Source organism: Halothiobacillus sp. (assembly GCF_027346185.1).
GTDB lineage: Bacteria > Pseudomonadota > Gammaproteobacteria > Halothiobacillales > Halothiobacillaceae > Halothiobacillus.
Genome location: NZ_DAIESY010000127.1, coordinates 1 through 12,221, shown reverse-complemented (window position 1 = coordinate 12,221; position 12,221 = coordinate 1). Strand labels below are relative to the sequence as shown.

The window sequence follows — 12,221 nt, the reverse complement described above, 5'->3', positions numbered from 1 at the left end:
CAACAATTCGTCGATGCGGCTGTTGGGCCAGGTGGGTAGTTTTTCCAGGGTGTCTTTCAGCCATGCGTGTGGGTCAAGGCTGTTGAGTTTGGCGGTGCCGATCAGGGTTTGAATGGCAGCAGCTCGCTTACCCGCCCGTTCGCTACCGGCGAACAACCAGTTCTTCTTGCCCACCGCAATCGGTCGAATGGCATTTTCTACCCCCTGAGACAAGATAGGGTTGTCGATCGGTAGGTGACCGGTTTGGGCGTAGCGGATCAATGCCGGCCAGCGCTTCTTGGTATAGTCAATGGCCTTGGCCAGGGCACTATTGTTGGCCACACCGGGCCGCAGGCCAGTGAGCCACTGGTGCATGTCCTGCAACTGCGGCAGGCTGTGCAGGGCACGGTGTTGCATCCGCCCCGCAATGTCCATGCCTTGAGCCTCTTCTTCTGCAAGATACAACCGGGCAATCCGCGCCAGCGCATCGTGCGCAACCGGATGATTGTCCGCCTTGTGCAGATCAAAGAACTTGCGCCAGGCATGGGCCCAGCAGCCAAGCTCGGTCACGCCCGCACGGAACAGGGCTTTGTACCCGCTGTTGTCATCGACCATCAAGATGCCTTGTCCATTGGTTGGTCCATTGGTTGGCCAGTGCTGAAGAAACTCGGCGGCATGTTGACCACTGCGGCTGGTTTGATAGTCGAACACCACAATCGGCGGTCCCGCATCAAGACTATTGCTGCGATAGGCCCACAGGTAGGCTCGTCTGTTTTTTCCAGCCAAGGATTGCAGGGCCTACCCCGATGTGGCCGATCCATTCACTCATCGTGCTGCGTGAGAGATTAACCGCACTACGCCGGGCAATCTGTTCCAGCCAATAGAGCGGCAGATGATCGATATATTTGCTGACCGCCACCCCGGCCAACAGGCCGGGGGTTCATAGAACACACGTCCACAACCGTTCCAGATGCTCTGGCAAAGGCTGACGTCCAGCCTTACGGCGGGGTTTGGGTGGTGAATCTGCCGGGGCGCCTTTCATAAGCTCGTCGAGCAGGGCATCGGTCTTCTTACGGGTAATTCATTGGTTCTCCTCTTTCTCGTTAGTCGCAGATAACCAGTTACACAGTTATTTGTACACCCTCAAAATCGGTCAGCAACGCGAAATGAAGGTATCGATCCCGGTTCGCGAGATGATGGATCTCCAATGTCTCGATGAGGCGATCAACACCCGCGAGGCTCGTGAGCATGGTCGGAACAACCACCATCGTGCGGCAATCGGGCGCGATGCCGGAAGAATAATCCAGACGCGGGAGCAGGTGTGGCCGCACTAGCAGTGTGGACAGCCAGTTCATCAGCGCCACGGCCACCTGACTGGCACACAGGAAACCCACTAACATGAAGAAAACCAGCTCCCATCCCTGCACGGCCAGCGCCTAGGCCTGCCGCACAAACACGAGTGTGGCGAGCAGGGTCAGCGACACAATGCCGCCCGCATAAAACGTCAGCGGGAAACGACGGATGTTGCGCTCGACGAGCGTGCGCCAGGGCCACCGCACATTCGCCAGGCGACCCAGCATGGCCTGACCCTGATCGATCAGATAAAAGCCCACATGAGCGGTTCGGTCTTTATATCCTTTTTGCAACGCGCCGTCCGCAGCCAGATGAACGGCCATCTGCGCGGCCTCGCCCTCGGAAAACCGGCTGTGCAGAGAGATGGCCTCGACCGAATGGCGATAATGGTCACGGGTTGAAAAATCCATCGTGCGGTAAATGTCGGCAGGATCCGTACACAGAGTCTTCTCGACCAGACTCAGGGACTCCACAAACTCCTTCCAGTCCATTGCGCTCAACAAACGAAGGCTGGCAATGCTGTGGCTGACGGAAACCCGATTGCCCGCCTGAGTCTGGCTCTCTTGCTGGACCAGATGCTCGATGGTCAAACCTTGATCGACAAGCCGCTGCTCAAGCCAGCTACGCGCGAGGTGCAACACCGGGCTTTGTCGCGACAGGCGCTGACTGAATTCCGCCACGAACGAGCTGGACAAGGGAAGATCGGACTTTGCCATGTCCGCCACGACAATGACAAGGTGGGACGGGTTCTTTTCCGCCATATCCTGCAAACGATCGACCCACACGGCCGCAAGACCGCGATCCGCACGGGCAAGGGTCAGGCGGGTGGCAACGCGCTGGAGATTCTCGATCAGCCCCAAGCGCAACATGATGGGGATGGCCCACAACTCACCCAGCTTCAGGGGGGACACCGTTTGGTAAGCGGCGATGAAGGCGCTGAGCGGCGCCGTATCAATCTGTGCATCGGCAAGCGAGATCAATTCGTGGACGATGTCGTAGACGCGCGGCAGCCCGGCCGAAGGACCGTTCAACAGGCGGGGCAACGCTCGGCTGTAGCCGCGCGGCAGGTGTCGCCTGGCCATCTGAATCTGCTCTTCGATCAGATAAAAATTATCGAGCAGCCATTCGGAAGCAGGCGTGAGACGCCGACCAGCACTGATATCGAGCGTCGTATGATTAAAGGCCCGTAATATTTCCTCATTTTGTTCCAACCGGTCCAACAGACTGTTGGAACCCCGCCGAGTGACGACCTGATGATGATCCGCCAGCTCCTCGGCATGTCGCGCCAGCTGCTCGATGCTGAACAATTCGGACCGCAAGGGCGGCTCCTCCGCGCGCGGGCGCATTTTCCCGGTTATCCAGGTTCGCCAGTGTGACGGTAGTGTCTGCATGTTTTTCCTGGCTTCAGCGGGCTTCAGCGATAGTACGTTCATGATCGTTACCGATCTTTAAAATCGGTAACGATCATGACTCCAATCAATGATAGCCGTCATGGTCATCACCACCGCCATGACCATTGTTCCGGCCGTCATTCTGGCCGCTGTTCCGATCACCGCGATCTTTTTGATGATTGCGCTCATCACGAGAATATCGATCATCCTGACGGCCACCGTCGCGACGAGTGTCGTTTTGTTGATAAACGCCGCCATCACGATAATTCCGGTCACCGTCATCATGGCCTCGGTAGGGCGCAACATAACAACCACTCAACCCAATCATCAGGCATGCCACCAGAAATAGTTTTTTCATGATCTGGACTTCCTTAAATAAACAGTGGAACCGACACTTCATCAACCCAGTGGCGAGCGTTCATGTCTTATCACAAGGAGACAAAGTCACAGGTTCGAACCGGATGACCGGCAACCAGCCATCGTTGTTGGATAGGCTTTCAAAAACCCGTGCAAACGCCCGCTTCACCGTTGCAGCGGCACGAACCTGTGTCGCACATACGGAATCGACCGAGGCTCCAGCCCCGCCCGACGCGCACACATATCGGCCGCGAAAATCGAACCCCGGCCGCTGCGATGGTGCTTTGCGCAACGCTCACGGCTTCTTGTCGCCCTTGGCCGCATCCTGAATGCTGTCACCGGCTTTCTCGATCTGCTGTCCGGTCTTGTCCACCGCACTATCGACTGCCTTACCGGCCTTTTCCGCCGGGCCCTGCTTCCTTTCACAGCCCGAAAGCGCTGTCAGCAATGCACACATGACCACGCCAGCGCCGACGATTTTTACGAATTTTTTCATGCGAATCTCCTGATGGCACACCCGCCCGAAAGCGGATCTGACCGTACTGATCCTGCTTGAGCCGGGATCGGGGCAACGAGCGAACGCGACAGGCCCGCCAGACAGGCCGGGCGCATCCCGCATTGATCGTCCTTACTTGACTTCGTGGCCGATAACGCCGCCGACGGCCGCGCCGCCAACGGTTCCAACCGCACTGCCGCCCGTGAGAACCGCACCGCCAACGGCGGTGTTCTGATCCCGCTGCGACATCCCGGCACAACCGGCCAGACTGAGCAACAGGGTTGCCGCCAATGCGCCAGGGCACGGTCTTCATTTGACCCACGCCGAGACTTTATGCAGTGCCCGCTTCGCCGTCTGTCTGCTGACGCACATAACGCGCCATCGAGCATTCCATCAACGGTTTCACTGCCGACATGGATGTCCACGAAGGGGAAATGGCCGCAAGCTCTGAAAATAGTTATTGGTATTTCTGCCGTGTCTGTGCGCTGTCATACATATCTGTTTAGAATTTGGGTATGCTGGGTCGAAGGACTTCGGACATTCCGTGCATCCGCGTCGCCCTGACGACGTGACTGCGATCATGGGAAAATTCACAGGGAGAACGCTCATGAAAGACACACATCCAAACTCGCACAATCCCCGCCAGAATCACCTTATCGCCGCGTTGTCGGAGGATGCATACGACCGCCTGTTGCAACTTTGACCAGGGTATCAGGCTGTTTTCTTGTGTTTGAAGCGGTAGGAGTCGTTGCCGGTCTCGAGGATGTCGCAGTGGTGAGTGATGCGATCGAGCAGGGCGGTGGTCATTTTGGCGTTGCCGAATACGTTGACCCATTCGCCGAAGCTTAAGTTGGTGGTGATGATCAGCGAGGTCTTCTCATAGAGCTGGCTGATGAGGTGGAAGAGCAATGCACCACCGGATTCGGGGAAGGCAGATAACCGAGTTCATCCAAAATGACCGCATCAATCAGGGTGAGTTGTCGGGCAAGGTTTCCTGCCTTGCCGTGCTGTTTTTCCTTGTCCAAGAGATTGACCAGATCCACGGCATTGTAGAAGCGAACCCGCTTGCCCTGATGGATGGCAGCGACACCCAAAGCGGTGGCCAGATGGGTCTTGCCGGTACCGGTGCCGCCGACGAGGATCAAGTTATGGGCGGTGTCGAGGTAGCTGCCCTGAGCGAGCTGTTCGATGCGAGCCTGTTCGAGTGGGCTTTCTTGCCACTGAAAACCACCGAGATCCCGGTGCATGGGAAAGCGTGCGGCCTTGAACTGGTAGGCCAGGCTACGGGCTTGGTGGTCGGCCTGTTCGGCATCCAGCAGGCGCAGCAGCATGCCTTCGGGTGAGATCGGCTGTCGGGGGGATTCGGCCTGCAATTCCCGCCATGCCTCCGCCATGCCTCCGCCATGCCGTATAGCTTCAGGGCGTTGAGGCGACTGTGGTGATTGGACTCACGCATGGCAACCGCCCAGCAGGCTGTCGTAGCGTGCGCAGTTGGCTGCGGGTTCGTGATGCAGCATCAGGGCAACAGGAACCTCCATGATCGGACGATGTGTCGGTTCGGTCAGGCGACGCAGCGCGTTGAGCACCACCGAGGCTTGGGGTGTCCCGTGTTCCAAGGCCAACTGACAGGCCACCTCCAGTGCTTCGAGCCCGCTGCTGCGGGCGGCCAGCAACAGATCGGCGAAGGCCCGGTCACCCTTGGGCTGCTTGAGCAAAGCCGTACGTACCGCCTCAATGGCCAAAGGCAGTAATGCCCCGGGCTTGGTTTCGAGGATCGGCACATAGTGCCATGGCTGGCAGGCCAGTTGATCCCGCCCAAACAGGCGCTCATGTTCTGCAATCATCTCCCCCTCGACAGCGACCCGCACATGAGTGGCGCTGATGCGCACTGAAACTACTTTGCCCGCCCAGGCGGCCGGTACGCTGTAGCGATTGCGATCGACTGAGATAAGACAGGTACTGGATACGCGTAGCGGTTGCTCGACATAACCATGGAACGGCATGTTCACCTGCCGCAGCGCCGGGCGCTCCGCCGCCCAGGCCTCGGCGATGGTGCCCTGCTTGTCAGGATGCACACGCTCGGCCAGTTCGCGGCAACGCTGCTCAAGCCAGGCGTTCAATGCCGTGAAGTCGGCAAAGCGGGGTGACGGGGTGAACAACCACTCCCGGATATTGCCTACTTGCCCTGATTCATTAACTTGGCAACTTGGCCTTTCTCCCAGCCCGAGGCCGGGATACACGCCACCGGCTCGAACAGGTAATGATTGGCCAGCGCCAGAAAGCGCCGATTGAACTGGCGTTCCTTGCCACTGAACACCGCATCGACCACCGTCTTGAGGTTGTCGTAGATCATCTTCTGCGGCACACCACCAAAGAAGGCGAATGCCCGATCATGGGCATCCAGTACCATCTCCTGCGTCTCACGAGGATAGGCGACCACAAACATCGCCCGGCTATTCGCCAGACGAAAGTGCGCAAGCTTGATCGTCTGCGTCACACCGCCGAGCACCACATGCTCATAACTCCAATCGAATTGACCGACTTCACCGGGCGCAAACGACAGGGGTACAAAGGCCTGCGTAACAGCGCCACGCACCGAAGATGCTGCTTTCCATACCTTCACATGGCGCGGAACACTGTCATACGCCCCGTGATAGCCCGCCGCCTGCAAGCCCTCAAACAAGCGGCGGGCGGTGCGACGCTGCGCCTTGGGCAAGGCGGTATCGAAGATCAGCCATTGATCGAGCTGTTCCTCATAGGAACCGAGTTGTGGCTTGAGTTGAGCCGACCGCTGATAGGTCGGGTCGGCTTGGGCGCTCAGGTACTACTTGACCGTATTACGCGAGAGATTCAAAGAACGGGTGATGGCACTGATGCTCTCCCCGCCCACGAGATGTCGACGGCGAATCTTGCCGATGGTTTCCATGCAAAGCACTCCAGGATGACCTCCGCCAAAACAGCGGAGTGTGGCACAACCGGGGGTGGTCAAATTTGGACGCTGTTTCTCCCGGATTTCTGCTCAGTTTTGCACGCTGTTTTACAAACCATTACCGTGCGCCGAGATGCAACGGTGACGCCGGGTGGCTTGAAGGTCGAATCGAACACCGTGGGCGTGGAGTCGCTCGTCGATGCCAGTCTGGAAGCCCGCTGGGCCGCACTTTGCCTGCGCGTGCTCGATGAACAGGTGGCGGGCCCGGCCGATCCCATCGAGACTGAAATGAACGAGGCTGCCGAATGACATCGGGCCGCAATCCCGCCGTGTTCGATCCACCTTCCATGCGCGGCGGGGGAGCCGGGTTGGATTGGGCCCGCCATCTTATGGGGTTGTAGGCACTCGTTCAACGCCCGCCACTGCAGGTTGAAGGGCGAATCGTACGGGTTGTGGGCCTAGCGCTCGAAGCCAGCGGACTCACGGCGGCCATTGGCGATCAATGCCGCATTTTTCTGGATGACGATCCGGCTGGTTGTTATGTGGACGCCGAAGTGGTCGGCTTTGCCGAGCGCAATACCTACCTTATGCCTCTGGAAGCGCTCAGAGGCATCGCGCCGGGCTGCCGGGTGCAGAATCAGGGCGCATCCATTCGGGTACCGCTGGGGCCGGAGCTACTGGGGCGTGTTCTTGATGCGCGTGGACAACCTCTGGACGATGGCCCAGCCATTTTCGGCGACATCCCGGTTGATTTGCAGGGGCGCAGCAACAATCCGCTCAAGCGTCGCCCGATCCGCGAGCCATTGGATGTGGGCGTGCGAGCAATCAATGCCCTGCTCACCGTGGGGCGCGGGCAGCGAATGGGTATTTTTGCCGGCAGTGGCGTGGGTAAAAGCGTCCTGCTCGGCATGATGACACGCTACACCGCGGCGGAGATTATCGTGGTCGGCCTGATCGGCGAGCGGGGGCGCGAGGTGCGTGAGTTTGTCGCCGAGATCCTCGATGACGAAGCGCGATCAAGGGCGATTGTGATCGCCGCTCCGGCCGATGCCTCGCCGCTCATGCGCTTGCACGGCGCGAGTCTGGCGACGGCCATCGCCGAATACTTCCGCGAACAGGGCCATGATGTGCTGCTGTTGATGGATTCTTTGACGCGTTACGCCCAGGCCCAGCGGGAAATCGGTTTGGCGATCGGCGAGCCACCGGCCACCAAGGGCTATCCGCCGTCGGTGTTCGCCCGTTTGCCAGCCTTGGTTGAGCGCGCCGGTAATGGGGAATCGGCCCGCGGAAGCATGACGGCGTTTTATACCGTGCTGGTGGAAGGGGACGATCAGAATGACCCCATCGCCGATGCCGCCCGTGCCATTCTGGACGGGCACATCGTGCTTTCCCGGGCCATTGCCGAACGCGGCCGTTATCCGGCCATTGATATCGAAGCGTCCATTTCCCGACTGATGCCCGCGTTGGTGTCACCCGAGCATCTGGATCTGATGCAGCGCTTCAAGCAATTGATGAGCACATACAATCAAAGCCGGGATTTATTGGCCGTGGGCGCGTATCGTCGGGGTCATGATATACGGCTGGATAGGGCCATTGATGCGCAGCCTGATCTGGAGGCGTTCCTGAGCCAGTCCATCCATGAATCGGCAGACCTTGATTCGAGCTTTGCGGCGCTCGAATCATTGATGCACAGCGCCGCCTGATAAGGCCGGAGGTGACCATCGTGAATCAGCAGCGAATCGAACGGGTCAAAGGCGTGGAGAAAATTACCGAGCGCGGGGCGAATATTGCCAAGGAATCGCTGCTCCAATGTCAGCGGCGGTTGGATGAACAGCAGGCGCGTTTGCAGCAGCTGACGGATTATTTGCAGGAATACGCGGCCGGTATCGGATTCGCTTCCGGTGGGCAGGCAAAAGCATTTGCCTTGCAAAATTATCGCGCGTTTATGGCGCGGATCGAGCAAACCATTGCCCATCAAAAAGAGGTTGTCGCCCAAGTGGAGGCCGAGTTGCTTGCCTGTAAGTAGGCCGCTGCCGAGGCCAGTAGTCAGCATCGTTCTGTTGAAAAACTGCGTGGCCGGTTTGAAAACGAGCGCAACCGGATGCAGAACAAGCAAGAACAGGCCGTAAATGATGCGCACGCCGCACAGCATCGGCATAACCCATTGGATGTTTGAACGTTGGGAGTAAGCATATGGCACAGTTAAACAGCTCAGCCTTAAGCGCGTTGAATGCCGCAGTCGGTGGACGATCCGATCCCGCATCAGGCAGGGTGTCGAATACTCCCGCTGAACAGAAGGGGTTCGCCGAGATGATGGCCGGTGCCATCCAGAATCAAAGCAAGAACTTACAAGCTCAGGGCGTTGCCGGGCGTTCGCAGGTTGGAGCCGACGCAAAGGCGGCGAACATAAATCAGACGACTGGATCGGTCGCGGATCAATCGGGTATTCCGGCCACGGGGCAGACAACCCCTCAACAGATGGCCTCGGCGCTGCAGCAACGGATCAGCTCATTGCAGGAAAAAATCAGTGCGCTGAGCAATCAGAACCCGCCGTTGTCCGATAAGGCACAGGCCGCGCTAAGTACACTGACGCAGCAATTGGCTGCATTGAAATCGCAGCTGAAAAAGGGGGGCGGTTCATCTACTCTGGATGGAAACAGTCTGTCCATGTGGCTGGCCCAACTCGATAAGGTGCAAACCCTGCTGCAACAGGGTGATATCAATGCGGCGAGTTGGACGGGGCAGCTTCAGGCCATGGTTCAGCATCTGACTCAAATGAATCAGCAAACGGATGTGGCCGAGGCGCGAGTCGGGCAAACTTCGGCAGGCGGTCGTTCAGCGCATTCGGCTTTGGCGAGTGATGCGCAGCAAACGTCGCGGGGCGGGCCGACAACAAAGGACGTGTCAGGCACCTTGTCTCAAGGTATGGATCCTGCGCAAAAGGATAATCTCAATAAGAATAATCCCGGAGGCATTAATCACAGGATCGATAATCAGACCCAATTTCAGAATAATCCGACCGTTTCTGGCGAACGTGCCATTGCGGCCCTGGTTTCAGGGCAGATGCAAAGTTTATCCGGGGTGATTGGTTCCGCTCTTTCGGCGCAAACAATAAATGTCGGCTCGACATTGAACTCCCTTCCGAAGGGAATGCCAAAATCGGATTTGACCATGCAGTCGGCCGACTCATCCGGTAATAACGCGGCAGGAACCTTTAATCTCTCCACTTCGGGGTTTGGTGCGGTAGCCAACACAACGCCCGTCGTTACTCTTCCCGGAACTCTGGCATTAAATCAACCGCGAATGGCCGCTGATTTAGGGCAAAACATTCAGCTCATGGTGGGTAAAAATATTTCCCGTGCCACGTTGGATGTTAATCCAGCTCATTTGGGGCCAATGAAAATCACGATAGATCAACAAAATAATCAAACCACGATCCAAATCATGGCAAGTCACCATCTGGCCAAAGATATGCTGGATCAAAATATGCCGAGATTGCATGAGTGGCTTCAGGATGCCGGTTTGGGAAATACCCAGGTCACGGTGATGAGCGGTGGGCATGAGGGCTCAAATAATCAGGCCATGAACCAGGGTGGCTCCCAAGGTTTCGGTGATTCTGCGGGCGCACACGGTGCTTCGACTGCCCAATGTCCGGTCGTCGTTGAAGAACAGGACGCAACAGGCCAGGGAGCCTCTGAAAACAAGACTCAAGCTGTGACAGCGCGCTGGCGTCTTGATACGTTCGCTTAAGGAAAGTCTGAATAATTCTATCCTGGAATGATCAGAGTGCGGTACAATCCTGTGCCGTACGGAATCTCTGATGTGATTAGAGATTTCTTAAGTTTTCATTTCTACCCTTTCAAGACTCATCAATGAAGTTATTCATAGCGTTATAAAATTAATCACATTGAGTAAGCTCTGAGTAATTTCAGGATGGATTTATTCAAAGCCCACCTTAAATAGATTAATCTTGGATCGCGCAAGCCAATAATTGATTTGACGTTAAATGTTTAATTGATAGAATCCGCGTGTATCTTCAATTAAAACAACCAGCCCTAAAGGTGCTCCAATGAGTTCTATCGATCTTAATAGCTTATCTGCTGAAGACTTGAAACAGTTAATGGCCAATGCTGAGCGTACCCTGCGCGATCGTCATCAGCAGCGTGTACTCAGTCTACGTAAAGAAGCTGAAGAATTGGCATCAAGCCTGAATATGTCTGTTGCTGAATTATTCGGCCTGGAAAAAACATCAAAATTGGTCAATAAGAAATTGCCGACGAAATACATTAATCCGGCGAACCCGACCCAAACCTGGACCGGTCGTGGTAAGCGCCCACATTGGTTGGCTGATGCGTTGGCGCGTGGCGAATCGCTGGAAAAATTTGCTGTCTAAGCAGCACAACTCTTGCTTGCCCCGTTAAAAGGGCATATCGCGCAAGAAGTTTAGGAACCTCTGATTGAATCCCTCGTGCTACGCGAAGCTGGCGAAGCCCGCCGAGTTGCTGATCCAAAAGCCGCAAAACGAGGCAGAGGCCGCAGGTCGCAGTTTACGCTACGATGCAAAGCCGATAACGAAGTGTTGCGGCCCATGTTGAATGGATAAGGGGCGGCAACCCGCATGGGACGGGCTTTTGAGGGCGATTTTACGCGGAGCTGGCGTAAGCCCGCTGTGTTGCGCCGCTCACGAATGGAATAACCATTAACGCGGAGCTGGCGTAAGCCCGTTTCGCGCCGCGCCTTGCGACTCATCCCTCAAAAGCCAGTCTCGGCCACGAAGGATTCAATCAGAGGTTCCTTGAAGCCGGTTATTTTTGACCGGCTTTTTCTATGGCTCGCAAGAGCCAGTTTGGTGTGCTTGCCAATTCGTTGATCAGTTGTTTGGCGGCCCGTTCGATGACGCCATGTTCCAGCAATAACCGCTCATCTTCGGCCCATTGCTTTACCGCCGCTTCGGGAACGCCCTGGTGCCGTGCGACGCTGATCATCTGGATCATGGCATCCCGATGCCAGTGTGCTCGTTTGATGCTGCGTTCGTCGGGGATTTCGGCCAGGGCCATGGCGGCTGCGGCAATGAGCGGCGCGCGTTCGGTCTGGCGATCCTTGTCCCGAAGCAGGAGCTTGGCTGCAAGGGGGGCAGCCGCATCAACGGGGGCGCGGAACAAGAGACAGAGGATATAGGCAATCAGCACATCATCCTGCACTTCCATCGCTTCTGCGCGTTTGACCCAGAGTCGAATCAATGCGTCCGGTTCGTTGGCCTTAAGAAAGAACAGGGCGCCACGATCGCAATCCGCTTCACTCAATTCGTTCGATAATTCCGAGAAGGCCAGCGTCCAGAGCGCTTTCTGACCTGTGGAATAGGTATCGTTCAGATGTGATTTGAGTGCTTCCCACGCCTCGTCACTGCCACCTTGCTCAATGAGTTGTCGTACCAGCAGAGTCAAGGCTTCGACCAGTAACTCTTCTTCGTGGTTTTGAGCGGCCAGAGCGATGGCTTGCCTGGCCGGTCGCATGGCTTTGAACAGGGCTTTGGCGTTCTGCAATAGTCTGGCCAGATCCAGCAAGGCCTGAATCTGTTGTTCTGGCGGGGTGTTTGCCTCGGTGAATGCAGAATTGTTCAGTGCCTGTTCCAATGTGCCTATGGCTTGATTCAGATCGCCTTTTGCTGATTGGGCCAAAGCCAGCGTATGGCGCAAACAGAAATCATCATGTTTTG

Annotated in this window: 11 protein-coding genes and 3 pseudogenes; 5 read left to right on the top strand and 9 right to left on the bottom strand. The window is 56.8% G+C overall.

Annotated elements, in window-relative coordinates; translation table 11 throughout:
* From M7R55_RS09160 to istA, 8 genes and pseudogenes are all read right to left on the bottom strand, one after another.
* Positions 1–997 (bottom strand): annotated as a pseudogene (locus M7R55_RS09160) (IS66 family transposase); the annotation flags it as partial.
* A 103-nt stretch (positions 998–1,100) separates the two neighbouring features.
* Entirely contained in the window at positions 1,101–1,379 is a 279-nt protein-coding gene (locus M7R55_RS09155; RefSeq protein ID WP_298220114.1) for a hypothetical protein, read from the bottom strand.
* Between the two features lie 36 nt (positions 1,380–1,415).
* The gene (locus M7R55_RS09150; RefSeq protein ID WP_298220113.1) at positions 1,416–2,765 is read right to left on the bottom strand and encodes a hypothetical protein; all 1,350 of its coding nucleotides are present in this window, start codon (positions 2,763–2,765) and stop codon (positions 1,416–1,418) included.
* Between the two features lie 15 nt (positions 2,766–2,780).
* Entirely contained in the window at positions 2,781–3,029 is a 249-nt protein-coding gene (locus M7R55_RS09145) for a hypothetical protein (protein WP_298220112.1), read from the bottom strand.
* Positions 3,030–3,375: 346 nt separating this feature from the next.
* Positions 3,376–3,576, bottom strand: coding sequence for a hypothetical protein (locus tag M7R55_RS09140; protein WP_298220111.1), 201 nt, complete (start codon positions 3,574–3,576; stop codon positions 3,376–3,378).
* A 132-nt stretch (positions 3,577–3,708) separates the two neighbouring features.
* Positions 3,709–3,867: a prenyltransferase gene (locus M7R55_RS09135; protein ID WP_298220110.1), complete on the bottom strand. Its 159-nt coding sequence runs from the start codon at positions 3,865–3,867 to the stop codon at positions 3,709–3,711.
* Between the two features lie 420 nt (positions 3,868–4,287).
* A pseudogene (gene istB / locus M7R55_RS09130) lies at positions 4,288–4,970 on the bottom strand (IS21-like element helper ATPase IstB).
* Between the two features lie 54 nt (positions 4,971–5,024).
* Positions 5,025–6,511: pseudogene (gene istA / locus M7R55_RS09125) on the bottom strand (IS21 family transposase).
* 90 nt (positions 6,512–6,601) lie between these two features.
* On the opposite strand from istA, the gene M7R55_RS09120 reads away from it, so the two are divergent.
* From M7R55_RS09120 to M7R55_RS09100, 5 genes are all read left to right on the top strand, one after another.
* Positions 6,602–6,814 carry a hypothetical protein gene (locus M7R55_RS09120; protein WP_298220109.1) on the top strand — a complete coding sequence of 71 codons (213 nt, stop codon included), beginning with the start codon at positions 6,602–6,604 and terminating at the stop codon, positions 6,812–6,814.
* A 113-nt stretch (positions 6,815–6,927) separates the two neighbouring features.
* Entirely contained in the window at positions 6,928–8,208 is a 1,281-nt protein-coding gene (gene fliI, locus M7R55_RS09115) for a flagellar protein export ATPase FliI (protein ID WP_366881178.1), read from the top strand.
* Between the two features lie 20 nt (positions 8,209–8,228).
* Positions 8,229–8,531, top strand: coding sequence for a flagellar export protein FliJ (locus tag M7R55_RS09110; RefSeq protein ID WP_298220108.1), 303 nt, complete (start codon positions 8,229–8,231; stop codon positions 8,529–8,531).
* A gap of 167 nt (positions 8,532–8,698) precedes the next feature.
* Positions 8,699–10,255 carry a flagellar hook-length control protein FliK gene (locus M7R55_RS09105; protein WP_298220107.1) on the top strand — a complete coding sequence of 519 codons (1,557 nt, stop codon included), beginning with the start codon at positions 8,699–8,701 and terminating at the stop codon, positions 10,253–10,255.
* A gap of 319 nt (positions 10,256–10,574) precedes the next feature.
* Positions 10,575–10,898, top strand: coding sequence for an H-NS histone family protein (locus M7R55_RS09100; protein ID WP_298220106.1), 324 nt, complete (start codon positions 10,575–10,577; stop codon positions 10,896–10,898).
* A 412-nt stretch (positions 10,899–11,310) separates the two neighbouring features.
* Here the strand turns inward: M7R55_RS09100 and M7R55_RS09095 are convergent.
* Positions 11,311–12,221: hypothetical protein (locus tag M7R55_RS09095; protein ID WP_298220105.1), on the bottom strand; the 911-nt coding region annotated here is incomplete at its 5' end.